At 73.2% G+C, this 24,374-nt stretch carries 28 protein-coding genes and 1 riboswitch; of the genes, 5 read left to right on the top strand and 23 right to left on the bottom strand.

The window, feature by feature from the left end; genetic code table 11:
• Positions 1-152: 152 nt before the first annotated feature.
• The 9 genes from OG556_RS05925 to rpmB form a co-directional block, all read right to left on the bottom strand.
• Positions 153-980 carry a thioesterase family protein gene (locus OG556_RS05925; RefSeq protein WP_371516189.1) on the bottom strand — a complete coding sequence of 276 codons (828 nt, stop codon included), beginning with the start codon at positions 978-980 and terminating at the stop codon, positions 153-155.
• A gap of 173 nt (positions 981-1,153) precedes the next feature.
• Positions 1,154-1,591 carry a transcription antitermination factor NusB gene (gene nusB, locus OG556_RS05930; protein WP_063346766.1) on the bottom strand — a complete coding sequence of 146 codons (438 nt, stop codon included), beginning with the start codon at positions 1,589-1,591 and terminating at the stop codon, positions 1,154-1,156.
• A gap of 4 nt (positions 1,592-1,595) precedes the next feature.
• A complete protein-coding gene (gene efp, locus OG556_RS05935) occupies positions 1,596-2,159 on the bottom strand; it encodes an elongation factor P (protein ID WP_350877845.1) in 564 nt (187 codons plus the stop codon).
• 79 nt (positions 2,160-2,238) lie between these two features.
• Positions 2,239-3,345 (bottom strand): M24 family metallopeptidase, encoded by a 1,107-nt coding sequence (locus OG556_RS05940; protein WP_371516190.1) that lies wholly within the window; start codon positions 3,343-3,345, stop codon positions 2,239-2,241.
• Positions 3,346-3,435: 90 nt separating this feature from the next.
• The gene (rpmF, locus tag OG556_RS05945; RefSeq protein ID WP_063346769.1) at positions 3,436-3,609 is read right to left on the bottom strand and encodes a 50S ribosomal protein L32; all 174 of its coding nucleotides are present in this window, start codon (positions 3,607-3,609) and stop codon (positions 3,436-3,438) included.
• Between the two features lie 57 nt (positions 3,610-3,666).
• Positions 3,667-3,903 carry a 30S ribosomal protein S18 gene (gene rpsR, locus OG556_RS05950; protein ID WP_371516191.1) on the bottom strand — a complete coding sequence of 79 codons (237 nt, stop codon included), beginning with the start codon at positions 3,901-3,903 and terminating at the stop codon, positions 3,667-3,669.
• A 12-nt stretch (positions 3,904-3,915) separates the two neighbouring features.
• Positions 3,916-5,091: a GTP-binding protein gene (locus OG556_RS05955; protein WP_371516192.1), complete on the bottom strand. Its 1,176-nt coding sequence runs from the start codon at positions 5,089-5,091 to the stop codon at positions 3,916-3,918.
• Positions 5,088-5,393 (bottom strand): 30S ribosomal protein S14, encoded by a 306-nt coding sequence (gene rpsN, locus OG556_RS05960; RefSeq protein WP_371516193.1) that lies wholly within the window; start codon positions 5,391-5,393, stop codon positions 5,088-5,090. Before rpsN ends, OG556_RS05955 begins: the two co-directional genes overlap by 4 nt.
• The gene (gene rpmB, locus OG556_RS05965; RefSeq protein WP_350877850.1) at positions 5,393-5,629 is read right to left on the bottom strand and encodes a 50S ribosomal protein L28; all 237 of its coding nucleotides are present in this window, start codon (positions 5,627-5,629) and stop codon (positions 5,393-5,395) included. Before rpmB ends, rpsN begins: the two co-directional genes overlap by 1 nt.
• A gap of 125 nt (positions 5,630-5,754) precedes the next feature.
• Here rpmB and rpmG point away from each other — a divergent pair, with 125 nt between their 5' ends.
• Together rpmG and OG556_RS05975 are read left to right on the top strand one after the other, a co-directional pair.
• Entirely contained in the window at positions 5,755-5,919 is a 165-nt protein-coding gene (gene rpmG / locus OG556_RS05970) for a 50S ribosomal protein L33 (RefSeq protein WP_363618280.1), read from the top strand.
• Positions 5,920-6,001: 82 nt separating this feature from the next.
• Positions 6,002-6,250, top strand: coding sequence for a type B 50S ribosomal protein L31 (locus OG556_RS05975; RefSeq protein WP_371516194.1), 249 nt, complete (start codon positions 6,002-6,004; stop codon positions 6,248-6,250).
• An 85-nt stretch (positions 6,251-6,335) separates the two neighbouring features.
• Here OG556_RS05975 and OG556_RS05980 read toward each other — a convergent pair whose 3' ends face one another.
• The gene (locus tag OG556_RS05980; RefSeq protein ID WP_371522587.1) at positions 6,336-7,451 is read right to left on the bottom strand and encodes a HoxN/HupN/NixA family nickel/cobalt transporter; all 1,116 of its coding nucleotides are present in this window, start codon (positions 7,449-7,451) and stop codon (positions 6,336-6,338) included.
• Between the two features lie 29 nt (positions 7,452-7,480).
• Positions 7,481-7,695, bottom strand: a riboswitch (cobalamin riboswitch).
• A gap of 81 nt (positions 7,696-7,776) precedes the next feature.
• On the opposite strand from OG556_RS05980, the gene OG556_RS05985 reads away from it, so the two are divergent.
• Positions 7,777-8,160, top strand: coding sequence for an ArsR/SmtB family transcription factor (locus tag OG556_RS05985; protein ID WP_371516195.1), 384 nt, complete (start codon positions 7,777-7,779; stop codon positions 8,158-8,160).
• Positions 8,161-8,179: 19 nt separating this feature from the next.
• Here the strand turns inward: OG556_RS05985 and OG556_RS05990 are convergent, their stop codons facing one another.
• The 8 genes from OG556_RS05990 to mltG (OG556_RS06025) form a co-directional block, all read right to left on the bottom strand.
• Positions 8,180-8,989 carry an Fpg/Nei family DNA glycosylase gene (locus OG556_RS05990; protein ID WP_371516196.1) on the bottom strand — a complete coding sequence of 270 codons (810 nt, stop codon included), beginning with the start codon at positions 8,987-8,989 and terminating at the stop codon, positions 8,180-8,182.
• A gap of 80 nt (positions 8,990-9,069) precedes the next feature.
• Positions 9,070-9,921, bottom strand: coding sequence for an AAA family ATPase (locus OG556_RS05995; protein WP_371516197.1), 852 nt, complete (start codon positions 9,919-9,921; stop codon positions 9,070-9,072).
• Positions 9,922-10,000: 79 nt separating this feature from the next.
• Positions 10,001-10,429, bottom strand: coding sequence for a type II 3-dehydroquinate dehydratase (gene aroQ, locus OG556_RS06000; protein ID WP_063350970.1), 429 nt, complete (start codon positions 10,427-10,429; stop codon positions 10,001-10,003).
• 8 nt (positions 10,430-10,437) lie between these two features.
• Entirely contained in the window at positions 10,438-11,529 is a 1,092-nt protein-coding gene (gene aroB / locus OG556_RS06005; RefSeq protein WP_371516198.1) for a 3-dehydroquinate synthase, read from the bottom strand.
• Positions 11,522-12,043 (bottom strand): shikimate kinase, encoded by a 522-nt coding sequence (locus OG556_RS06010; RefSeq protein ID WP_350877857.1) that lies wholly within the window; start codon positions 12,041-12,043, stop codon positions 11,522-11,524. Before OG556_RS06010 ends, aroB begins: the two co-directional genes overlap by 8 nt.
• Positions 12,040-13,224, bottom strand: coding sequence for a chorismate synthase (aroC, locus tag OG556_RS06015; protein ID WP_350877858.1), 1,185 nt, complete (start codon positions 13,222-13,224; stop codon positions 12,040-12,042). The genes OG556_RS06010 and aroC overlap by 4 nt, the downstream gene beginning before the upstream one ends.
• Positions 13,225-13,433: 209 nt before the next feature.
• Positions 13,434-14,264, bottom strand: a complete 831-nt coding sequence (locus OG556_RS06020; protein WP_371516199.1) for a shikimate dehydrogenase — start codon at positions 14,262-14,264, stop codon at positions 13,434-13,436.
• Positions 14,265-14,298: 34 nt separating this feature from the next.
• Positions 14,299-15,804 (bottom strand): endolytic transglycosylase MltG, encoded by a 1,506-nt coding sequence (gene mltG, locus OG556_RS06025; RefSeq protein WP_371516200.1) that lies wholly within the window; start codon positions 15,802-15,804, stop codon positions 14,299-14,301.
• Here mltG (OG556_RS06025) and OG556_RS06030 point away from each other — a divergent pair.
• Complete coding sequence (locus OG556_RS06030; protein ID WP_371516201.1) at positions 15,793-16,272, top strand: hypothetical protein; 480 nt, start codon at positions 15,793-15,795, stop codon at positions 16,270-16,272. The two genes, mltG (OG556_RS06025) and OG556_RS06030, sit on opposite strands and share 12 nt — an antisense overlap.
• A 160-nt stretch (positions 16,273-16,432) precedes the next feature.
• On the opposite strand, the gene mltG (OG556_RS06035) is transcribed toward OG556_RS06030, so the two are convergent.
• The 5 genes from mltG (OG556_RS06035) to OG556_RS06055 form a co-directional block, all read right to left on the bottom strand.
• Positions 16,433-17,707, bottom strand: a complete 1,275-nt coding sequence (gene mltG / locus OG556_RS06035; RefSeq protein ID WP_371516202.1) for an endolytic transglycosylase MltG — start codon at positions 17,705-17,707, stop codon at positions 16,433-16,435.
• Positions 17,708-17,801: 94 nt separating this feature from the next.
• Positions 17,802-18,272, bottom strand: coding sequence for a Holliday junction resolvase RuvX (gene ruvX / locus OG556_RS06040; RefSeq protein WP_244293307.1), 471 nt, complete (start codon positions 18,270-18,272; stop codon positions 17,802-17,804).
• 17 nt (positions 18,273-18,289) lie between these two features.
• Complete coding sequence (gene alaS, locus OG556_RS06045; RefSeq protein WP_371516203.1) at positions 18,290-20,959, bottom strand: alanine--tRNA ligase; 2,670 nt, start codon at positions 20,957-20,959, stop codon at positions 18,290-18,292.
• The gene (locus OG556_RS06050) at positions 20,959-21,402 is read right to left on the bottom strand and encodes a DUF6167 family protein (RefSeq protein ID WP_363583102.1); all 444 of its coding nucleotides are present in this window, start codon (positions 21,400-21,402) and stop codon (positions 20,959-20,961) included. The genes alaS and OG556_RS06050 overlap by 1 nt, the downstream gene beginning before the upstream one ends.
• A gap of 4 nt (positions 21,403-21,406) precedes the next feature.
• Positions 21,407-21,886 (bottom strand): DUF948 domain-containing protein, encoded by a 480-nt coding sequence (locus OG556_RS06055; protein ID WP_063346789.1) that lies wholly within the window; start codon positions 21,884-21,886, stop codon positions 21,407-21,409.
• Positions 21,887-22,137: 251 nt separating this feature from the next.
• Between OG556_RS06055 and OG556_RS06060 the strand changes: the two genes are divergently transcribed.
• Complete coding sequence (locus tag OG556_RS06060; RefSeq protein WP_371516204.1) at positions 22,138-24,366, top strand: regulator; 2,229 nt, start codon at positions 22,138-22,140, stop codon at positions 24,364-24,366.
• Positions 24,367-24,374: the final 8 nt, after the last annotated feature.

Below are 24,374 nucleotides of genomic sequence, written 5' to 3' on the forward strand. Positions count from 1 at the left end.
CTCGCTCACGGGATGGCTCCTGGCATCGACGGGTACCGTCGGCGGGTGACGGTCAGCGGCCGGCTCGCCGCTGACCGTCTATCTCCCCATCCGCGCGCGCCGCACACGTACGGCGTGTCACAGGAATGTAACCGACGGTAAGACGATGTGATTCACGCCGTTCGCGGCACCCTGGCCAGCTGGCGGGACTGCGCGACCAGGCGGCCGGACTCGTCCCAGACCTCGGCATCTTCCTCGAAGTACCCGCCGGCGACGTTACGGGTGGCGTGGGTGACCCGCAGCCAGCCCGGGACCGGCCTGGCCCGCAGGTGGACGGTCAGTTCGACGGTCGGGGCCCAGCCGGGCATGCCCAGGTCGAAGGTCACCGGCGGCAGCGCGTCGGCGACCAGCAGGAGCAGCAGCGGGTCGGGATCGCGGCCGTCGGCGAGCCGGAACCAGCCCTGGATCCGCCCGTTGCCGGACGGCTGCCCGAGCGCCCAGCCGATGGTGGCCGGGTCCAGCCGCAGGTCGAAGCGCTCCAGCAGCTCGGCCTGGGCGATCAGCTCCCGGGGCGCGTGCTCGACGCCGACGCACTGGTCCGGCGGCGGCAGCTGCGGCGGCAGGGCGCTGGTGCGCACCTCGCCGTCGGCGGTGGAGAGGTCGCCGTGGCTGGCGACCACCCGCAGCCGCTCCACGCCGTCCTGGCTGAGCGAGGCGGTGCCGGTGGAGAGCCCGCGGCCGGTGCGCAGCACCTCGGTGCGGACGGTGGCCGGGCCGGGCGTGGAGGCGGACAGGTAGTAACCACTGATCGACACCGGGTCGGGGTGGTCGCCGTGCTCCAGCGACAGCGCGTGTCCGGCGACGGCGAGCAGCAGCCCGCCGTTGACCCCGCCGCCGATCTGCCAGCCGGCACCGAGTTCGGCCTCGTAGCGGCCGGGCTCGTCAGGGTGCCGGGTCAGGGCGATGCCCTGGTCGAACTCGCTGCGGGTCGCGGTGGTCATGGGGGTGGCCTGCCCTTCACTGCGGGTTTCCGAACGCCAAGTTACTGGCGAGTAGGGCACCACCTTACGCCGCCCGGGTGAAACGCGCGACGGCCGCCGGACCCGGAATCCGGGTCCAGCGGCCGTTCTGCGGGTCTCACCGCCACCGGTGGTCAGGGCCTAGGGCGCACGACCTACCGGCGGATGCTCGGCTTCAGCTCCAGGAAGCGGGCGAGCAGGCCGTTGACGAACGCCGGGGAGTCGTCCGTGGAGAACTCCTTGGCGATCTCCACGGCCTCGTCCAGGACGACCGCGTCCGGGACGCCGTCCTCCCAGATCAGCTCGTAGGCGCCGAGCCGCAGGACGTTGCGGTCCACGATCGGCATCCGGTCGAGGGTCCAGCCCACCGCGTACTGCGAGATCAGGTCGTCGATCCGGCGAGCGTGCTGGACGTACCCCTCGATCAGCTCCATGGTGTACTCGCCGACCTGCGGGGTGCCCTCGTCGGGCTTCGGCTCGCGGGCGCGGGCCACCCAGTCCGCGAGGACCCGCTGCGGGTCGACCCCGCGGTGGTCGGCCTCGAAGAGGATCTGGAAGGCCCGGGTGCGGGCCTTGCTACGTGCGGCCGACACGGACTTACTTCACCCGGCCGAGGTAGCTGCCGTCGCGGGTGTCGACCTTGATCTTCTCACCGGTGACGATGAAGAGCGGCACGGCGATCTCGGCGCCGGTCTCCAGCGTGGCCGGCTTGGAGCCGCCGGTGGAGCGGTCGCCCTGGACGCCCGGCTCGGTGTGGGAGATCAGCAGCTCGACGGAGGCCGGGAGCTCGATGTACAGCGGGGAGCCCTCGTACATGGCGACCAGGGCCTCGAAGCCCTCCAGCAGGTACTTGGAGGCGTCGCCGACGACGGCCGGCTCGACCACGATCTGGTCGTAGGTGTCCGTGTCCATGAACACGAAGTTCTCGCCGTCCTTGTACGAGAACTGCATGCCGCGCTTGTCGACGTTGGCGGTCTCGACCTTGGTGCCGGCGTTGAAGGTCTTGTCGACGACCTTGCCGGTCAGGACCTCCTTGAGCTTCGTGCGCACGAAGGCCGGGCCCTTGCCGGGCTTGACGTGCTGGAACTCGACGACGGACCAGAGCTTGCCGCCCTCCAGCTTGAGGACCATGCCGTTCTTGAGATCGTTCGTGGAAGCCACGGGCGCACTTACTCCTGGATATAGCTGTCAAGGAACCAAGGCTTGCGTCCTGCCGCCGACGGCCGACGGGCGGCCGCGGTCACAGGGCGAGGAGCTCCTTGGTGGTGATGGTGAGCAGCTCGGGCCCGCCCTCCTCTGGGGGGCGCACCACGAGCGTGTCCTCGATCCGGACACCGCCCTTGCCCGGGAGGTGGACCCCTGGGCCGACGGTGACCGGCACGCGGCTGTCCAGTTTACCCATGTCCGACGGACCGAGGCGCGGCGCCTCCCGGATCTCCAGCCCGATGCCGTGGCCCACCGGGTGCGGGGAGGTCTCGGTGTGGCCGGCCGCCTCCAGGATCTGCCGCGCGGCCCGGTCGGGCACGTACTGCTCCACGCCCGGCCCGAGCGCCTCCCGGCCGGCCCGCTGGGCCCGGAACACCAGCCGGTGCAGCTCCACCTGCCAGGGCGCGGGGGCGGCGCCGATCACGAAGGTCCGGGCGGTGGAGACGCCGTAGCCCCGGTACTGGGCGCCCATCACCACGGTGAGGAAGTCGCCCTCCTCCACCCGGCGGTCGGTCGGCTGGTGGGCGGGCTGGCCGGAGTGGCTGCCGGTGCCGACGGACACCGGGTAGGCCGCCCGGTCCGCGCCGTGGTCGATCATCCGGCGTTCCAGCTCCATCGCCAGGTGCCGTTCGGTGCGGCCGACCAGGATCGACTCCAGCAGCTCGCCGAGCGCCTGGTCGGCGATCTCGGCGGCGATCCGCAGGTCGGCGATCTCGTGCTCGTCCTTGACCACCCGCAGCCGCTCGACCACCTGCCCCAGGTCGGCCAGCCGGGCGCCCTCCACCAGGCTCGCCACCGCGCGGTGGCGGCTGACGGTCAGGTCGTGCTCCTCCACCGCCAGGTCCGCCACGCCCAGTCGTGTGGCGGCGGCGGCCGCCGCCAGGGCGGTGTCCGCCGCGGCCGCCACCGGCATCTGGGTGACGTCCGGCGCGATCAGGTGTTCCCCGGTGTCGTCCGCCGGCAGATCGTCCGGCACTGCCAGCAGCACCCGCTCCTGGGTCAGCAGCAGCGTCGCCCCGCAGGGCGCGCAGCCCGTCAGATACCGCACGTTCGCCGCCCGGGTGATCAGCGCCGCATCGGCCCCGGCCGCACTGCAGTGCTCCCGCACCCGCTCCCGCCGACCCGCGTACGCATCAGACATGCGTCGAGCCTACGAACCCCCACTCCGATCCGCCCGCCGAGAACCCCCGACAGGGCGCGGCCCCACCCCCGCACGCCCCCTCCGTGGTCGCTACGCCCCCTCCGGGTCGATCAGGCCGCGGCGGTAGGCGGGGACCAGGTTCTGGGGGACGAGCAGTTCGCGGCCGTTGAGGGTGATCGGGACGAGCTTCGGGGCCTTGCCCTTCCACTGGGCCCGGCGGTGCCGGGTGTTGCTGCGGGACGTCTTGCGCTTGGGGACGGCCATCGGGGGCTCCTTGTCGGGTGGTGACGGGGCGGTGACGGTGGTGACGGTGGTCGTGGTTTACCGGGTGGCGCCGGCGGCGTACGGGAGGAGGGCCATCTCGCGGGCGTTCTTGACGGCCCTGGCCACGGCGCGCTGCTGCTGGACGGTGAGCCGGGTGACGCGGCGGCTCCGGATCTTGCCGCGGTCGGAGACGAAGCGCCTCAGCAGGTCGGTGTCCTTGTAGTCGATGTGCTCGATGCCGGCCGCGAACAACGGGTTCGGCCGATCCTTGGGCGGGTTCGGTCGCTTACGCACAGTGACGGCTCCTCAGTGAACGGGGTCGAGCAGGTCCCGGAAGGCGTCCGGCAGGGCCTTCCAGCCGGGTTCGCCGGCGGCGAGTTCGGCGTCGGTGAGCAGACAGGAGTCGAGCAGCCCGGTGACACCGTCGACGTCCAGGCCCTCGGCGGTGAAGCTGAGCTGCTGCACCCGGTCGCCGTGCAGAGGGTGCCAGTCGAGGGCGGCGGCGGCCCGGCGGGCTGGCGGGTACAGCTCCCAGGCTGCGTCGGGCAGGGAGGTGAGCCAGGGCCCGCACTCCTCGACGGCGAGGTTGGCCCCCGCGGCGTCCCAGGCCAGCATCAGGTCGGGCCGATTGGCCAGCCAGAAGCGGCCGCGGCTGCGCTGGGCGGCGGGGACGAGCAGCTCCAGCGCCCGGTGCAGCCGCTCGGGGTGCAGCGGGCGGCGGCGCTCCCAGACCAGCGTGGTGACGCCGGCCTCGTCGCTCTCCTGCGGGAGCAGCGCGATCGCCGGGTTGACCCGGTCGCGGGCGGCGGCGACGTCGAAGCCGCCGAGGGCGGCCCGGGTGAGCGCGCCGGTGCCGAGCCGGACGACCCGGGCGGTGGGGTGGAGCTGGCGGAGCAGCGCGAGCCCGGGCGTGTGCGCCGTCGCGCGCGGGACGGCGAGGGTGGTGGCGTACTCGACCTGGTGGGCGAGCGCCTCCGCGCGGGTCCGCTGGTCCTGGCGGGCGGTGTGCTCGCCGTGCTCCACCAGGTCGTCGGAGACGGAGAGTTCGCCGACCAGCCGGTCCGGGTCGACGGCCGTGACCACGCCCGCGAGTTCGACGGCGTCCTCCAGGTGGCGGCCGTCCGCCTCTCCCCCGGCGATCACCTCGACGGCCGGGTGCGGGTCGCTGCCGCCCCACAGTTCGACGATCGCGAGCCCGTGCCGGCCTTCGTCGGCGATCCGCAGCAGTCGCGGCAGCAGGTCCTCGCGCAGGGCGCAGCAGGGGCAGTCGTTCACCAGCGGGACGTCGGCGGCGTCGAACCCGCCTCCGGTGTCGCGCAGTTCGCGGTGGACGACGCCCTGCGAGGCGTCCCGCAGGTCGTGGTGGAGGACCACCGCGTCCACCGCGGCCGCCGCCAACTCCAGGACGGCGGCGCGGCGCTGGTCGGCGTGCAGTCCGGCGACGACCACCACGGGCAGCTTGATCCCGTCCACGCCGCTCACCAACTGGCCTTGCGGACGCCGGGCAGGTGGCCGGCGTGGGCGTGGACGCGCAGGTTGACCCGGGAGAGGCCGAAGGCGCGCAGGTAGCCGCGGGGGCGGCCGTCGACGGCGTCACGGTTGCGGATCCGGGTGGCGCTGGCGTCGCGGGGCTGGCGGGCGAGTTCGGCCTGGGCGGCGGCGCGTTCGGCGGGGGCGGTGCCGGGGTGGGCGATGACCCGCTTGAGCTCGGCGCGGCGCTCGGCGTACCGGGCCACGACGGCGCGGCGCTGCTCGTTCTTGGCGATCTTGCTCTGCTTGGCCATCAGACCTTCCCCCCTCGGGCGCGGATGCGGGCGACGGCGGCCTCGATGCCGATCGTGTCGATGGTGCGGATGCCCTTGGCGCTGAGGGTGAGCCGGACGTACCGGCCCTCGCCGGGCAGCCAGTAGCGCTTGTGCTGGATGTTGGGGTCGAAGCGGCGGCGGGTGCGGCGGTGCGAGTGCGAGATCGCGTTGCCGAATCCGGGCCGACGGCCGGTGAGTTGGCAGTGGGCGGACATGGGTGCTCCCTGGCGTCCGGGAATGGGCAGGACGGAGCTCACGTTACACCAGATGAAAATGACTTCCATTTCGATGTACGGTTTCGTCCCAGCCCCGAACACCCCGCCAACCCGGGAGGACACCCATGGCCCGCAGTGAACTGCGCCCCGTCATCAAGCTCCGCTCCACCGCCGGCACCGGCTACACGTACGTGACCCGCAAGAACCGCCGCAACGACCCGGACCGGATGGTCCTGCGCAAGTACGACCCGGTCGCGCGCCGGCACGTCGACTTCCGCGAAGAGCGCTGAACCCCGCCCGCCCGAGCCGAACCCCACCCGAGCCGAACCCCGCCGGCCAGCCAGCCCACCAGCCCGCCCGAAGGAGCCCGCCATGAAGCCCGGCATCCACCCCGCCTACCGCCCCGTCGTCTTCCGCGACAAGGTCGGCGGCCTCGCCTTCCTCACCCGGTCGACCGTCACCAGCGACCGCACCGTCGAGTGGGAGGACGGCAACACCTACCCGGTGATCGACGTCGAGATCTCCTCGGCCAGCCACCCCTTCTACACCGGCCAGTCCCGCGTCATGGACACCGCCGGCCGGGTCGAGCGGTTCCGCCGGCGCTACGGCGACCGGCACTGACCGGCAACGCCCCGCAACGCCGAAACGGCGCCTTCCCCGGGATCCCGGGGAAGGCGCCGTCGCTGCTCGCTGTTCGCTGCCGTCGCTACTCGGCGGCCGCCCAGCGCTTCTCCACCCGGGCCAGCTTCCAGTAGGCGATCGCCGCGGCCCAGACCACCACGAACAGCCCGGCGATCGCGTAGCCGACGTTGTCCAGCGAGATGCCCGCGATCCAGCCGGTGACCGGGTCGGTCAGATCGAGCTTCTCGTGCAGCACGCCGACCAGTTCGATGGTGCCGATGACGAAGGCCACCGCGATCGACAGCCCGGTGATCGTCAGGTTGTAGTACACCTTCCGGACCGGGTTGGCGAAGGCCCACTGGTACGCGAAGTTCATGAACGTCCCGTCCAGGGTGTCGAACAGGCTCATCCCGGCCGCGAACAGCAGCGGCAGGCAGACGATCGCGTACCAGGGCAGCCCGGCCGCCGCGCCCGACCCGGCCATCACCATCAGGGTGACCTCGGTCGCGGTGTCGAAGCCCAGCCCCAGCACCATGCCCACCGGGAACATCTGCCCGGGCCGGGTGATCGACCGGGTCGCCCGGTTCAGCACCCGGGCCATGAAGCCGCGCGAGTTGAGGTGCTCCTCCAGCTGCGCCTCGTCGTACGACCCGGCCCGCATCGCCCGGAACACCTTGAGTATGCCGAGCAGCGCGGCCAGGTTGAGCGCGCCGATCAGGTAGAGGAACGCGCCGGAGGCCGTCGTGCCGACCATCCCGAGCCACTTGTGGGTGGTCGAGTCGTCGTCCATCAGCGTGCTGGCCAGCTGCGCGCCGCCCGCCACCAGGGCGGCCATCAGCACCACCATCGAGGAGTGCCCGAGGGCGAACCAGAAGCCGACCGAGACCGGCCGCTTGCCGTCCGCCATCAGCTTGCGGGTGGTGTTGTCGATCACCGCGATGTGGTCGGCGTCGAAGGCGTGCCGCATGCCGAGGGTGTACGCGGTGATCCCGAGGCCCACCCCGAAGACCTGGGTGCCGACCGCGTAGTTGTGGGGCGCGACCAGGAAGATGAGCGTCCCGAAGGCCACCACGTGCATGGCCAGGATCACCCCCATCAGCCCGGCCGTGCGGACGGTGTCCTCGCGCTTCCAGCGGAACGTGGGCAGCACGGACGGTGTCGCCGGTGCCTCGGCAGCCGCGGCGGTTTCGGGCAGGGTCATTCGGGTCACGCTCCAGCACCTCGTGGAAACACTTCGTGAGATGCCGTGGCCGGTCTCCTGGCTTACGGGGGTCCCGTACCCGCCTTCCCAGGTGCGCGAGGCTCCCAGTGGCGTCGTGGGTACGGACGTCTCTCCATCGTCGACGATCACGATGGCCCGATCACAGTGGCGAGGGCCGCTCCGGACTGGGACCCCTGAGGATCCGTCACCGGTCTTCCCGAGCACCACGGCGGGGAACACCGTAGGGGCCAGGACCCACCCTTGCAAGGCTGCGTACCTGCGCAGGTGTCCAGGATCACAGGCCCCCTCCTGCAACAATGTGCGCATGCATCTCGTACCGGCCGACCGCGCGGGCCACCGCACCATCGACGGACACCGGGTCTGCGAGGCCATCGCCGCGATCGGCGACCCCGCGCACGTCCGCACCTGGGCCGAGCGGTTCTCCCTGCTCGCCGACCCCGGGCGGCTCGCCCTCCTGCTCGCCCTCCACCGGGCCGGCCCGCTCGCCGTCTCCGACCTCGCCGTCGCCACCGGCATGCGCGACCCCGCCGTGTCCCAGGCCCTGCGGCTGCTCCGCACCGCGGGTGTGGTCGCCGGGGACAAGGACGGGCGGGTCGTGCGCTACCGGCTCGTGGACGAGGCCCTGCGCCCCCTCCTCGACGCGTGCGCCGCCGCCGAACACCACGAGCCCAGCACGGCCGTCGGCTGACCGGCCGGACAGTGCCCGGTCAGGCCGCCTGGCAGGCGGGGCACCAGAAGAGGTTGCGCGCGGCGTGCTGCTCCGTCCGGACGTCGGTGCCGCAGACCAGGCAGGGCATCGCGGCCCGCCGGTAGACGTACACCTCACCGCCGTGGTCGTCGACGCGCGGCGGGCGGCCCATCGCCTCGGGGGTGTGCTCGGGGCGGACGGTGTCGATCCGGCCCGCGCCGACGCCCTCGTGCATCAGGGCGACCAGATCGGCCCAGATCGCGTCCCACTCGGCCCGGGTGAGGTCGCGGCCGGCGCGGTGCGGGTTGATCCCGTGGCGGAACAGCACCTCGGCCCGGTAGACGTTGCCCACCCCGGCCAGCACCTTCTGGTCCATCAGCAGCGCGGCGACGGTCGTCCGGCTGGCCGATATCCGGCGCCAGGCGGCCTGCGGGTCGGCGTCGGCGCGCAGCGGGTCGGGGCCCAGCCGGGCGGCGACGGCGGCCTTCTCCGCGTCGGTGACCAGCGCGCAGGTGTTGGGCCCGCGCAGGTCGGCGTAGCCGTCGTCGTTGGCCAGCCGCAGCCGGACCAGGCCGACCGGCTCGGGCGCGGGCCCGGTGCCGAAGGCGAAGCCGCCGTAGAGGCCGAGGTGGACGTGCACCCAGGCGCCCTCCTCGAAGCCGAGGAACAGGTGCTTGCCGACGGCTTCGGCCGCGGTGAGCAGCTGCCCGTCGATGGCCTTGGCCTCGTCGGCGAACCGGCCCTGCGGGCTGGACACCTCGACCGGGCGGCCGCCGAAGGCCTTCCGGTTCTCGGCGGCGAGGCGGTGGATGATGTGGCCTTCCGGCACGGGCGTCAGCTCCCCCGGGGTGGTTCGACAGGACCCGCACATCATCGCAGCCGGTACCGACACCGCCGGATCGTCGCAGGTCAGCGCACCGGCATGCCCATCAGCCGGGCCAGGATGACGCGGTCCAGCTCGGCGGCGGTGCCGGCCACGTCCAGGTACGAGTTGTCGATGATCGGCAGCCCGGAGTTGTACCAGCCCGCCATCCGGCCGTGGATCCGCGCCACCTCCTCGTCACCGAGCCGCCGGGTGCCGCCGCGCCGGGCGTTGCGGTGCAGCACGGAGTCCAGGCTGGGCAGCAGCACGACCGGGATCATGCCGGGGCCGATGTGCCGCTTCCAGCCGCCGAGGCCGATGGCCGGGCGGTCCGGGAAGACGGCGTCGTCGATGATGCAGGAGATGCCGTTGGCCAGGTAGTTGCGGCAGGCGAAGCCGCAGGTGCGGCGGGCCAGCCGGTACTGCGCCTCGGAGGCGTTGTTCCAGCCGGACTGCGGGTTGGCGAAGCCGGACTGCACCCACTCGCGGACGTCGTCCAGGCTGATGTGCGCGGTCGGGCTGGGCCGGCGCTCGGCCCAGTACCGGGCGACGGTGGTCTTGCCCGCCCCGGCCGGGCCGATCAGCAGGACGGCGATCGGACTGGTGGGCGCGTGCCGCTGCGGCGGGTGGGCGGGGAGTTGCACGGGCGTGCCGGAGGGCAGCACGAAGTGCCCGGTGGCCCCGACGGGGGCCGGCGCGCCGGGTGCGGGTGCGGCCGGGGCGGGCGCGGAAACAGGAGCGGCCGGCACCGGCGGCGCGGCGGTGGGAACGGGCGCGGGAACAGGAGCCGGAGCGGGCGGCACCGGCGGCGGCGCGGCGGCCCCCGGCGGCTGCGGCCCCGGCGGAGCGGCGGGACGCGGCGGGACGTGCCCACCCCCGGCGTACTGCGTCACGGTCACCTCCCGACACCTCTCAGCGGGGAGACTACACGGCGGCCCGGCGGCGGGCACAGTCCGCCGCCGGGCCGCTGACCAGGCGTCAGCGCGTGGTGAGTTGCTCGGCCAGGGCGCGCAGGGCCAGCTCGTAGGAGCCGAGCCCGAATCCCGCGATGGTGCCGGAGGCCACCGCGGCGATCACCGAGGTGTGCCGGAAGGTCTCCCGGGCGTACGGGTTGGAGATGTGCACCTCGATCAGCGGCGCGGTGCGCTGCGAGGCGGCGTCCCGCATCGCGTACGAGTAGTGCGTGAACGCGCCCGGGTTGATCACCACGGGCACCTTGCCGTCGGCCGCCTCGTGCAGCCACTCCACCATCTGCTGCTCGGAGTTGGTCTCGTGCACCTCGACCTCGAAGCCGAACTCCTTGCCGAGCGCGGTGCAGCGCTCGACCAGCCCGGCGTAGGAGGTGGCGCCGTAGACGTCCGGCTCGCGGCTGCCGAGCCGCCCGAGGTTGGGGCCGTTGAGCACCATGACCCTGGTCACGCCGAGACCTCCGCGTAGGCGGCGACCAGCAGGGACGGGTCGGGGCCCTCCAGGACGGAGGTCTTGCCGAGGCCGTCCAGGACGATGAAGCGGATCAGGTCGCCGCGCGACTTCTTGTCGATCTTCATGGCGTCCAGCAGCTTCGGCCAGGCGTCCGCCTGGTAGCGCAGCGGCAGGCCGACGGAGGCCAGCACGGTGCGGTGCCGGTCGGCCGTCTCGTCGTCCAACCGGCCTGCCAGGCGGCCGAGTTCGGCGGCGAAGACCATGCCGATGGAGATCGCGGCGCCGTGCCGCCACTTGTAGCGCTCGTTGCGCTCGATGGCGTGGCCGAGGGTGTGGCCGTAGTTGAGGATCTCGCGCCGGCCGGACTCCTTGAGGTCCCCGGAGACCACGTCGGCCTTGACCTGGATGGCGCGGCGGATCAGCTCGACGGTGTGCCGGCCGTCCGGGGTCTTGGCGCCCTCCGGGTCGGCCTCGATCAGGTCGAGGATGGCCGGGTCGGCGATGAAGCCGCACTTGATGACCTCGGCGAGGCCGGAGACGTAGTCGTGCTTGGGCACGGTCGCCAGGGTGTCGAGGTCGGCCAGCACGCCCACCGGCGGGTGGAAGGCGCCGACCATGTTCTTGCCCTCGGCGATGTTGATGCCGGTCTTGCCGCCGACGGCCGCGTCGACCATGCCGAGCAGCGTGGTGGGCATGGAGATCCAGCGGACGCCGCGCAGCCAGGTCGCGGCGACGAAGCCGGCCAGGTCGGTGGTGGCGCCGCCGCCGAGGCCGACGACGACGTCGCTGCGGGTGAAGCCGGTCTGCCCGAGCACCGACCAGCAGTACGCGGCGACCTCGGCGCTCTTGGCGTCCTCGGCGTTGGGCACCTGGAGCGCGATCGCCTCGTAGCCCTCGCCGAGCAGGTCCTCGCGGATGGCGTCGGCGGTGGCGGACAGCGCCTCGGGGTGGATGATCGCGACCCGCTTGGCGCGGGTGCCGATCAGCGGCGCCAGCTCGCCGAGCAGCTGGTGGCCGATCAGCACGTCGTACGGGTCGTGGCCGGCGTTGCCGCCGACGTGAATCCTGACGATGGGGTCAGTCATGGGGGGTCTTCAGCTCCAGTGCTTCCAGTACGGCGTCCGCGACCTGCTCGGGGGTGCGGCCGGCGGTGTCGACGACGGCGGTGGCCACCTCCAGGTAGAGGGGCCGGCGGGCCTCCATCAGCTCGCGCCAGCGGGCCCGCGGGTTGATGGCCAGCAGCGGGCGCGGGGCGTCCAGGCCGACCCGCTTGACCGCGTCCGCCAGCGGGACCTCCAGGAAGACGACCGGCAGCTCGCGCAGCAGGGCACGGGTGGCCTCGGCCATCACCGCGCCGCCGCCGAGTGCCAGGACGCCGTCGTGCTCCGTGGCGCCCGTGCGCACGGCCCGGACCTCCAGCTCGCGGAAGTGCGGCTCGCCCTCGTCGACGAAGATCTCCGGGATGGGCTTGCCGGCCAGCGCCTCGATGTCGGCGTCGGTGTCCCGGAAACCGACGCCCAGGCGCTCGGCCAGGGCCCGCCCGACGGTGGACTTGCCACTGCCGGGCGGGCCGACCAGCACAACGACCGGAACGGTCATCGGATGATCAGGTTGTCGAGGTAGCCCTGCACGTTGCGGCGGGTCTCGGAGACGTGGTCACCACCGAACTTCTCGTTCACCGCGTCGGCCAGCACCAGCGCGACCATCGCCTCGGCGACGATCCCGGCGGCCGGCACGGCGCAGACGTCCGAGCGCTGGTGGTGCGCCTTGGCCGGCTCACCGGTGCGCACGTCCAGGGTCTGCAGCGCCCGCGGCACGGTGGCGATCGGCTTCATGGCGGCACGCACCCGCAGCACCTCGCCCGTGGTCAGGCCGCCCTCGGTGCCGCCGGAGCGGCCGGAGGTGCGCTTGACGCCCTCGGGGGTCGGGACGATCTCGTCGTGCGCCTGCGAGCCGGGCACCCGGGCCAGCTCGAAGCCGTCGCCGACCTCGACGCCCTTGATCGCCTGGATGCCCATCAGCGCGGCGGCCAGCCGGGCGTCCAGCCGGCGGTCCCAGTGCACGTGCGAGCCCAGACCCACCGGCACGCCGTACGCGAGCACCTCGACCACGCCGCCGAGGGTGTCGCCGTCCTTGTGGGCCTGGTCGATCTCGGCGACCATCGCCTTCGACGCGTCGGCGTCCAGGCAGCGGACCGGGTCGGCGTCCAGCCGCGCCTCGTCCGAGGGCAGCGGCAGCACACCGGCCGGGGCCTTGGCGGCGGCCAGCTCGACCACGTGGCTGACGATCTCGATCCCGCAGGTCTCCTTCAGGTACGCGCGGGCGACGGCACCGAGCGCGACCCGGGCGGCCGTCTCACGGGCGCTGGCGCGCTCCAGGATCGGACGTGCCTCGTCGATCGAGTACTTCTGCATGCCGGCCAGGTCGGCGTGGCCGGGGCGGGGGCGGGTGAGCGCCTCGTTGCGGGCCAGACCGGCCAGCACCTCGGGGTCGACCGGGTCGGCCGACATGACCTGCTCCCACTTCGGCCACTCGGTGTTGCCGACCATGACCGCCACCGGGCTGCCCATGGTCTCGCCGTGCCGGACGCCGCCGAGGAACGTCACCTCGTCCTGCTCGAACTTCATCCGTGCGCCGCGACCGTAACCGAGCCGGCGGCGCGCCAGCGCGTCGGCCACCACCGCGGTGGTGACCGGTACACCGGCGGGCAGGCCTTCCAGCGTCGCGACGAGTGCGGGGCCGTGCGACTCCCCCGCCGTCAGCCAGCGCAACGTACCCAACGGAGCTCCTTCATCAGCGGACCGGCCTCGGCACCTGCCGGGGCCCGCCCGGGCGTGCCTTTTCCCCTGAATCCTTTCACGTCCCGGCGGCACCTGGAGGCCCAGTCCGCGTGACGGACGGCAACCGGTCAGTCGGCGGGACGGTGGTCGGCACGATTCCGGCCACCCGGCCGGGCGGTGGTCGGCGCGATCCGGCCACCGGCGCGGTCTCAGCGTCCGGCGAGGGCCTTCTCGCCCGCCTCGCGCATCGCCGCCAGCGGCCCCGGCGCCCGCCCGGTGAAGGCCTCGCTCTGCAGCACCGCCTGGTGCACCAGCAGGTCCAGCCCGCCGAGCACGGTCGCCCCGCGCGCGGCACAGGCCTCGGCCAGCGCCGTCGGCCACGGGTGGTACAGCACGTCGAACAGCGCCCCCGGGGCGGCGGGCAGCGCCCCGGCGAACACGTCGGTCGCACCGACCGGCGTGGTCGAGACGGTCAGCGGCCGCGCCAGCGCCTGCGCGCCGAGCTCCCAGTCGGCGGTGCGCACGGCGACGCCCAGCCGCTCGCCCAGCTCCGCCATCTCCCGGGCCCGCTCCGCACTGCGCACGTAGACGGTCACCTCGCCGGTGCAGACCTGGGCCAGCGCCGCCAGCGCCGAGGAGGCGGTCGCCCCGGCACCCAGCACGGCCGCGGCCGACACCTCGGTGATGCCCCGCTCGCGCAGCGCGTTCACCAGCCCGGGGACGTCGGTGTTGTCCCCGGTGCGCCGCCCGTCGGCGGTGAACACCACGGTGTTCACCGCGTCCACCGCGCGGGCCGTCGCGCTGACCTCGTCCAGCAGCGGGATGATCGCCCGCTTCAGCGGCATGGTCAGCGACAGCCCGGCCCACTCGGCCTCGTCCAGCCCGGCGAGGAATCCGGGCAGGCCGGCCTCGTCGACCTCGAAGCGGTCGTAGCGCCAGCCGTCCAGCCCGAGCGCCGCGAAGGCGGCCCGGTGCAGGTCCGGCGAGAGCGAGTGGGCGATCGGCGAGCCGAGGACGGCGGCCCGGTGCTTGCTGGTCAACGCTGTTCCTCCGTGAACGGCGGTGCGGCGGCGGCTACTTGGTGGTGCAGTGGAGACCGACCTTGTCGAAGCCCTGGCCCGCCGCCTTGCAGTACGCCTCGACGTTGGCCGCGTGCTCCTTGTCCGTCTCGGCGAAGAGGGTCTTGGTCGGGGACATCGCGATGAAGTACAGCCACTTGCCGTCCGCCGGGTTGAGCACCGCCTTGAGCGCGTCGTCGCCGGGGTTGGAGATCGGCGTCGGCGGCAGGCCCGGGTTGATGTAGGTGTTGTACTTGTTGGACCCGTCGTTGATGTCCTTCTTGTCCAGGTCCTTGCGGCCCAGCGAGTACTGCAGCGTGGTGTCCATGCCGAGCGTGTGGCGCACGGCATCGCTCGACAGCCGGTTCTGGATGGTCCTGGCCATCTTGCCGAAGTCCTCGACGTTGTTGCCCTCGCGCTGCAGGATGCTCGCCTCGATGACCACCTCGTACGCGTTCTTGAGGCCGGCCTTGGACGCGTCGGCGTCCAGGGTCGCGTACTTGTCGGTGGCGTTCTTCACCATCTGCTTGAGCAGGTCCTCGGGCTTCATGCCGTCGGCGATGTTGTACCGGGTCGGCCAGAGGAAGCCCTCGATGTTGCCGTTCGCGTACGCCGGCAGGCCGAGACTGCCGACCTGGGCCTTGGCGACACCCGCCGTGGTGCCCTGCGGCAGCTTCAGCTTCCCGTCGATCAGGGTGTAGATGTCGGCGGCGGTCTTGCCCTCGGGGATGACCAGCCCCGCACCGCCGGCCCCGTTGAGCAGTTCGCTCAGCGCGGTGGCGGCCGGCAGCTCCTTCTTCAGCGAGTAGTAGCCCGGCTGGATGCTCTTGCACTTCGGCTCGGCGTCGCAGGCCTTGCTGAAGGCGTCGACGCTCTTGACCACGCCGGCGCTCTTCAGCGCCAGGCCGATCTGACCGCCGACCGCACCCGACTTGACCTCGACCTGGACGGGGCTGCCGCCCTCGCCCGTGAAGTCCGGCGGCGGCCCGAAGTGGTCCTGGTAGAAGCCGTAGCCCCACCAGCCGGCCCCGCCCAGGGCGCCGACCAGCACCAGCGCGACCAGCAGGCAGGCCCCGCCGTTGCGGCGGCCGGACTTCTTGCCCTTCTCCTTGCGCTTCTTCTGCGCGTCGCGGGAGGAGTCCTCCTCGCCGAGGAAGCCCTCCTGTTCGACGTGGCCGTCCTCGTCGCGGTACTCGGCGTCCTCGTGGTGGCCGTCCTCGTGACCGTCCTCCTGGAAGCCGTCCGGGTGGCCGTCCCACTCGTCGGTCTCGGGCGCGTGCCCGCCGACCGGGTCGGCGCCGGCCTCCAGCGCGGCGGCCTCGGCCTCCCAGTCGATGCCGTCCGGACCGGGGCCGCTGACGGGCGCGGCCGGCTCGGGCTCCGGCGCCGCGCGACGCCGCCGCCCGGGCTGCGCGCCCTGCTGCGGGATGCCCGGCTGCTGCTGCACGCCGGGCTGCTGAAGCTGTTGGGGCTGCTGCGGGGCCATCCCCTGCTGCTGCGCCATGCCAGGTTGCTGCGCCATGCCCGGTTGCTGCTGACCGTCCGGGAACCCCTGCTGCTGATACCCCTGCGGGTACCCCTGCTGAGGCATCTGCTGCATCTGCTGCTGTTGCTGCGGATACCCCTGCTGCGGCATCTGCTGCTGCGGGTAGCCCTGCTGCACCTGCTGCTGGGGCACCTGCTGCTGCGGGTACTGCTGCTGTCCGCCCGGGAACCCCTGCTGCTGATACCCCTGCGGGTACCCCTGCTGCGGCATCTGCTGCATCTGCTGCTGCGGATACCCCTGCTGCGGCATGTCTCCGTACGGCTGCTGGACGGGCTCGCCCTGCTGCTGGGGATACTGCTGGACCGGCTCGCCCTGCTGGGGATACTGCTGCCACTGGCCGTCCTGCTGGCCGGGGACCGGCTGCTGGCCGACGTACCCGGGGTCACCGGGGTGCCACGGCTCAGAGCCCTGGGGGCCGTAGCCCCGACCCAGATCGGTCATTGATCCCCTTAACCGACGAAGACGGCCGGAGGATCGGACCGGCCGTCCGGGACGCGGTCCCGGCTGATTCTCGAACCGGCGTGCTAGCGCAGCGCCTGGGAGGAGACGTTACCGTACCGCACACGTGCCCCCGGCAGGGCGGACGTGCCGTCGGTGTCCGACCTCACCCGTCCTCGCTCGGCTCGGGCGCCGGCTCGGGCGCCGGCGCCGGCGGCCCGGAGTCGGGGGCCGACTCGCCGGCCGAAGCCGACGGCAGCGCCGAGGCGCTCGGCTTCGCCGACGCCCGGTTGGCGTTGAACTCGGCGACGTTGCGCTGCTGCACGTCGAAGCTGTCGGTGAAGCGGGTGTCCCCCGGCTTCACGGTGACGAAGTAGAGCCAGTCCCCCTGCGCCGGGTCCAGCGCCGCCATGATCGCCTGCCGCCCCGGGTTGGAGATCGGCGTGGGCGGCAGCCCGGGGTGCAGGTAGGTGTTGTACGGGGAGTCCAGCCGGGTGTCGGTGACGGTGGTGTTCAGGGTCGACCGGCCGAGCGCGTAGTTGATCGTGGAGTCGAGCTGCAGCGGCATGCCCTTGGCGAGCCGGTTGTAGATGACCCGCGCCACCTTGCCCATGTCCTCGTTGTTGTCGGCCTCGCCCTGGACCATGCTGGCCACGGTGACCAGCCCGTACAGGCTCTGCCCGAGGTTCTGCGCGACGACGTTCGCGTCGTCCCGGCTGAACTCCTTGCCGGCCCGCTCCACCATCTGTTTCAACAGGTCGATCGCGGTGGTCCCGTCGGTGACGCTGTACGTCGCGGGGAAGAGGTAGCCCTCGGGGCTGCCCTTGGCGAAGTCCGGCAGGCCCAGTTCGGCGCCCTGTTCCTGGGCGGCGCGCTGGGTGGTGCCCTCCGGCAGATGCAGCTTGTGGTCGATGGCCACGTAGATCTGGTAGCCGCGCCAGCCCTCGGGGATGGTCAGGCCGTTGGCGTTGGCCGGGTCGATCAGCACGGTCAGCGCGGCCGCGGCCGACATCCGCTGCTTCAGGGTGTAGGTGCCGGGCTGGATCCGCCCGGCGGCCGCGGCGCTGCCCTTGGCCGCCCGGGTGAAGGCGAGCGAGCTGGCCACCACCCCGTTGCGGACCAGAGTGGACGCGATCTGGGACAGGCCCGCGCCCTCCGGCACCGAGACCTGGACGCTGCCGGTGCCCTGCCCCGCGAAGTCGGCGGCGGCCGGGGGTGTGCGCTGCCCCTGGAGCCAGGCGTAGCCGGCGAGACCCGCCCCGCCGAACACCGCGACCAGGGCGAGCGCGGTGAGCGCGCAGGCCAGTCCGTTACGCCGTCGGTGCGGATCGGGTGCATCGGAGCGCATGCGGGGCGCGCCCGGCGGCCGGCCCTCCGGCTCCAGCACCGGCGCACCCAGGTGCCCGGGCGTGAGACCCGGGTGGAAGTCCTGGTCGGTCATGGCTCGCGTCCCCTCGGCAGTGCCGAAACGTTCGAAAGGGGTCCGTGCGGACGCGTCCGCACGGACCCCTCGACGGGACGTTAGATCAGGCCGGTCAGCCGACCGCCTCGACGCTCTCACCAGGCGGGTTCCCGCTCACCCGTTCGGACTCAAGGGCGGTCTGCAGGATCACCACCGCGGCGGCCTGGTCGACCACCGAGCGGCCCTTCTTCGCCTTGACACCCGAGGCGCGCAGCCCGTGGGTGGCGGTGACGGTCGACATCCGCTCGTCGACCAGCCGGACCGGCACCGGGTACAGCCGGTTGGCCAGCCGCGTCGCGTAGGCGCGGACCTTCTCCGCCGCCGGGCCCTCCTTGCCGCTCAGCGAGCGGGGCAGCCCGACGATCACCTCCACCGCGTCGTACTCCTCGACGATGGCGGCGATCCTGGCCTGCGACTTCACCCCGGCCGGAACGGTCTCCACGGGCGTGGCGAGCACCCCGTCGGGGTCGCAGGACGCGACCCCGATCCGGGCGTCACCGACGTCGACGGCGATCCGCCGCCCCCGCCGGAAGGGCCGCTCCACCTGAGGCTCCTCGACCATCAGCTGGCGCGCTCCGCGACCAGGCCGCGCACCGCGGCGACGGCCTCGCCGACCGCGGCCGGGTTGGAGCCGCCGCCCTGGGCGACGTCGTCCTTGCCGCCACCGCCGCCGCCGAGGGTCTTGGCGGCGACCCGGACCAGCTCACCGGCCTTGATGCCGCGGGCGCGGGCGTCCTCGTTGGTGGCGATCACGGTCAGCGGGCGGCCGTTCGCCACGGTGAAGGCGGCGACCACGGCCGGGCGCGAGCCGAGGCGGCCGCGCACGTCCAGCACCAGCTTGCGCAGCTCGTCCGCGCCCACGCCGTCGGCGACCTGCGCGGCGACCACCGAGATGCCGTGCACGTCCTCGGCCGAGTCGGCCAGGCCCGCCGCGGCGGCCAGCACCTTCTCGGCGCGGAAGCGCTCGATCTCCTTCTCGGCGTCCTTGAGCTTGGCGAGCATGCCCGAGATCTTCTCCGGCAGCTCCTCCGGGCGCCCCTTGACCAGCTCGGTCAGCTGGGAGACCACGGTGTGCTCGCGGGCCAGGAACTTGTACGCGTCGACGCCGACCAGCGCCTCGACGCGGCGCACGCCGGAGCCGATCGAGGACTCGCCGAGCAGCTTGACCAGACCCAGCTGGGCGGTGTTGCCGACGTGCGTGCCACCACACAGCTCCTTGGAGAAGTCACCGATGGTGACGACCCGGACCTCGTCGCCGTACTTCTCGCCGAACATCGCGATGGCGCCGGCCTTGCGGGCCTGATCCATCGTCATGACCTCGGCGGTGACGTCGAGTTCGCGGCCCAGCACGTCGTTGATCTTCTGCTCGACGTCGACCAGCACGGTGCCCGGGACGGCGGCGGGCGAGCCGAAGTCGAAGCGGAAGCGGCCGGGGGCGTTCTCGGAGCCGGCCTGGGCGGCCGTCGGGCCGAGCGCGTCGCGCAGCGCCTGGTGGGTCAGGTGGGTGGCCGAGTGGGCGCGGGCGATCGCCCGGCGGCGCTCGGTGTCGATCGTGGCGTACGCCGAGGCGCCGAGCACGACCTCGCCGAACAGCACCCCGCCGGAGTGCACGATGACACCCGGGACGGGCTGCTGCACGTCGCGGATCTCCACCACCGCGCCGGACTCCAGCCGGATCCGGCCGTGGTCGGCGAGCTGGCCGCCGCCCTCGGCGTAGAACGGGGTGCGGTCGAGGATGATCTCGACCTCGTCGCCCTCGGAGGCGGCCGGCGCCGGAACGCCGTCCACCAGCAGGCCGACGACGCTGGCCTCGCCCTCGGTGAGGTTGTAGCCGGTGAAGACGCTCGCGCCGGACTTGTCGGCGACCTCGCGGTACGCGGCGACGTCGGCGTGGCCCATCTTCTTGGCCTTGGCGTCCGCCTTGGCGCGGTTGCGCTGCTCCTGCATCAGGCGGCGGAAGCCGGACTCGTCCACCTGGAGGCCCTGCTCCTCGGCCATCTCCAGGGTGAGGTCGATCGGGAAGCCGTAGGTGTCGTGCAGCTTGAAGGCCTGGTCCCCGGAGAGGACCGCGCCGCCGGCCTGCTTGGTCTCGGTGACCGCGGCGTCCAGCAGGCTGGTGCCGGCCTTGAGCGTCTGCAGGAAGGCCGCCTCCTCGCCGACGACGACCGTCTCGATGCGCTTGCGGTCGCTCTCCAGCTCCGGGTACTGCGGAGCCATCGCCTTGATGGCGATGTCGGTGAGGTCCTTGGCCACCACGCCGGTGGCGCCCAGCAGGCGCATGTTGCGGATGGCGCGGCGCAGGATGCGGCGCAGCACGTAGCCGCGGCCCTCGTTGCCGGGGGTGACGCCGTCGCCAATCAGCATCAGCGCGGTGCGGATGTGGTCGGTGACCACGCGCAGCGAGACGTCCGACTTGTGGTCGGCGCCGTAGGTGTGGCCGGTGAGCTCGGCGGCGCGGTCGAGGATCATCCGGCTGGTGTCGATCTCGAAGAGGTTGTCGACGCCCTGGAGAATGGCGGCGAGGCGCTCCAGGCCGAGGCCGGTGTCGATGTTCTTGCTCGGCAGGTCGCCGAGGATCTCGAAGCCGTCCTTGCCGTCGCCGTGGCCGCGCTCGTACTGCATGAAGACCAGGTTCCAGATCTCCAGGTAGCGCTCGCCGTTGACGGCCGGGCCGCCCTCCTCGCCGTACGCGGGGCCGCGGTCGTAGTTGATCTCCGAGCACGGGCCGCAGGGGCCGGGGACGCCCATCGACCAGAAGTTGTCCTTCATGCCGAGGCGCTGGATGCGCTCGGACGGGACGCCGATGACGTCACGCCAGATCTGCTCGGCCTCGTCGTCGTCCTGGTAGACGGTGATCCAGAGCTTCTCCTTCTCCAGGCCGTAGCCACCGTCCGCGACGGAGCTGGTGAGCAGCTCCCACGCGAACTTGATGGCGCCTTCCTTGAAGTAGTCGCCGAAGGAGAAGTTGCCGCACATCTGGAAGAAGGAGCCGTGCCGGGTGGTCTTCCCGACCTCCTCGATGTCCAGGGTGCGCACGCACTTCTGGACGCTGGTGGCGCGCGAGAACTGCGGCTTGACCTCGCCCAGGAAGTAGGGCTTGAACGGCACCATGCCGGCGTTGACCAGCAGCAGGGTGGGGTCGTCGGCGACCAGGGACGCCGACGGAACGACGGTGTGGCCGCGCTCCTCGAAGAAGCGCAGCCAGCGGCGGCGGATCTCAGCCGACTCCATTATTGGTCCTTCCGGTTCGGGGTGCCGCCCCGCTGCGGCAGGGCGCGGCGGGGCGTTTCTTCAATGGCTCGGGTGGTGGTGCGGGCCCCACGGGACACGGGGCGGGGGCCGGACGGGGGCAGGGCGGCGGCCGGGCTGCCGGGCGCCGCCGAGATAGCTCGGTACTGCGGCTCGCCGCGCAGGACCCGGCGGGTGCTCCCGGGCTCGACGACGGCGGTGCCGTGCAGTCCGAGGTCGTCCTTCAGCTGCTCCTCGCGCTCGGCCATGCCGGCCCGCACGTCCTGGGCGAACTGCTTGGCCAGGTCGCCCAGGTGCAGCGCACCGCGCGTGGCGGTGCCGGAGAGGCTGTCCGGGGTGAGCCGGTGCACGGCCTCGTTGGCCTTGTTCATGGCCCACACGGTCGCACCGGCGCCGACCGCCATCCAGAAGACGCGTCGCACCATGCCGTCAGCCCCTCACCGCGCGCCGGACCCGGGAGAGCAGGCCGTTCCTGGGCGCGGTCGCGGCGCGCACCTCGGCCCGGATCAGCCGGGCCAGCTCCTCGCGCTCGCCGCTCTGCGACGGCACGGACGGCTGGCCGCCCTGCTGCTTGGCGACGGCCTTGCGGACGCCGTAGCTGAAGGCCGCGACCTTCACCAGCGGCCCGCCCAGGGTGGCGGCGACGGTGGAGGAGAGCGCGTTGGCGTTGGCGGCGGCGTCCTGCACGTTGGCGGTGATCTCGTCCACCCGCTCCAGCTGCTGGTTGGCACTGCGCACGGCGGCGCCCGCGTCGCTCAGCAGCGGGACGGCCTGCTCGGTGACGGCGGAGACGAGGACGGTGGCCTCCTTCAGCACGCGCGAGAGGCGGACCAGCACCACGGCGAGCAGGGTGACCAGGACCGCCCAGAACACGGCGACGAGCAACCCGGCCAGCTCTCCCACGGACACCTTTGCGCGCTCCCTCGCCTTGCTGTTCTCCAGACGGAACCCTATCGCGCCCACGCCCGGTTTCCGGACCGGGTTGTCGCCGGGCCCCGGGGTCCGCCGTCGCGTCGGCCCCCGGCCGAACCGGTCGGATGTGCGAGCCGCGCGCGTAACCTACCGGCCGGTCACCTCGTTCTGCCAGGCGGGCCGTCGCCCGTACGGCCCGACGAACGTCCGGGCCCGACGGTCCGGGCCAGGAACACGGGGAGCAGCGCTTGGCCGGCGACTGGAGAGCACAGCCCGGGGAACCCGCGGCGTGGCCGCGCGAGCCGGAGCCCGGCCGGCTGCCGGCCGAGGTGACGGGCTTCGTCGGGCGGCAGCGGGAGCTGGCCGAGCTGGCGGGCCTGCTGGCCGGCGCCCGGCTGGTGACGGTGACCGGGCCGGGCGGGGTGGGCAAGAGCCGGCTGGCCCTGAGCGCCGCCGCCCGGGCGGCCGACGCCTTCCCGGACGGCACCTGGCTGGTCGAGGTGGCCCCCGTGCAGGACCCGCTGCTGCTCGGCCGCGCGGTGCTGGAGGCGCTGCGGCTGCCGGACGACACCGCCCGCCCGCCGCTGGACCTGCTCACCGAGCGGCTCGCCGGCCGGCGCGCGCTGCTGGTGCTGGACGGCTGCGAGCACCTGGTGCAGGCCTGCGCCGACCTGGCGGACGCACTGCTGCGGGCGCTGCCCGGCCTCCGGGTGCTGACCACCAGCCGCGCCGCGCTGCGGGCCTCGGGCGAGCACCTGCTCACCCTGGCCCCGCTGCCGGTCGACCCTCGACCGAGCGATCCGAGCGATCCGGGCGGGCTGCCGGACGCGGTGCGGCTGTTCGCCGAGCGGGCCCGGGCGGTGCTGCCCTCCTTCGCGCTGACCGAGGCCAACGCCGAGGCGGTGAGCCTGCTCTGCCGCCGCCTGGACGGCATCCCGCTGGCGGTGGAGCTGGCGGCCGGGCGGCTGCGCGCGCTGTCGGTCGAGCAGATCACCGCCCGGCTGGACGACCGGTTCCGACTGCTCACCGGCGGCTCCCGGACGGCCCTGCCGCGGCACCGGGCGCTGCGCACCACGATCGGTTGGAGCCATGAGCTCTGCACCGTGCAGGAACGTTTACTCTGGGCCCGCCTGTCGGTCTTCGCCGGCAGTTTCGACCTGGAGGCCGCCGAGTACGTCTGCGCCGGCGACGGCCTGGAGGCCGAGGACGTGCTCGACCTGCTCGACGAACTGGTCGGCAAGTCCGTGGTGCAGGGCGAGGACAGCGCCTTCGGCGTCCGCTTCCGGCTGCTGGACACCCTGCGCGACTACGGCGGCCAGTGGCTGCGGGCCGCCGGCGAGGAGCCGCGGCTGCTGCGCCGCCACCGCGACTGGTACCTGGGCGTGGCCACCTGGGGCGAGGTCGAGTGGTTCGGGCCCCGGCAGGCCGAGACCGCCGAGCGCACCGAACTCGCCCACCCCAACCTCCGCGCGGCGCTGGAGTTCTGCCTCGCCGAGCCCGGCGAGGAGCAGATCGCCCTGCTGCTGGCGGGCACGCTGTGGTTCTACTGGGTCGGCTGCGGCCACCTCGGCGAGGGGCGGCACTGGCTGGACCGCGCGCTCGCCCTGGACCGCGAGCCGACCGAGGCCCGCGCCAAGGCCCTCTGGGCGACCGGCCACCTGGCCACCCTGCAAGGCGACCTGGAGACGGCCCGCCCGGCACTGGAGGAGTGCCGCCGCCAGGCCCTGGACACCGGCGACGACCGGGCGCTCGCCTACGCCGTCCACCGGCAGGGCAGCGCGGCCCTGGTCGGCGACGAGCCGGACCGCGCCGCCGAGCTGTTCGAGGAGGCGCTCTGGCACTACCGGACCATCGGCGAGCTCAACAGCAACGTCGTGCTGGCCATGTGCGAGCTGGGCCTCGCGTACCTGTTCCAGGGGGATCCGGAGAGCGGGGAGCTCTGGTTCGGTCAGGCCCGTGAGCTGTGCGAGGAGCACGGCGAGCAGTGGGCGTACGCGTACGTGCTGTACGCGATGGCGTACGCGCACTGGCTGGACGGCGCCGTCCGGGCGGCCCGCGCCCTGGCCCGGGAGGGCCTGCGGCTGAACCACCTGTTCCACGACCTGCTGGGCATCGCGCTGGCGATCGACCTGCTGGCGCTGCTGGAGACCGAGCCGGGCGGCCCGGGCGCGCCGGGCGACATGGGCGGGGCCCGGGTGCTGCAGGGCGCCGCGCACCGGATCTGGGGCACGGTCGGCGTGCCCTTCCTGGGCTCGCGGTCCTTCTCCGGCCCGCACCGGGAGTGCGCGGAGCGGGCCCGGGCGGGGCTGACCGCGCAGGAGTACGAGCGGTGCTACCAGGCCGGGGCCCGGCTCGACCTGGACGCGGCGGTCTCCCGGGCGCTGGGCGGCAGCGGGTCGGCGGGCGGCCCGGAGCCCGGGTCCGGGCCCTGCTCGGTGCCGTCCGCGCCGACGCCCGCACCGGCCAGGAATAGCTGAAGCTTGCC

The organism is Kitasatospora sp. NBC_01300, assembly GCF_041435235.1.
In the GTDB taxonomy this organism is placed as follows: domain Bacteria; phylum Actinomycetota; class Actinomycetes; order Streptomycetales; family Streptomycetaceae; genus Kitasatospora.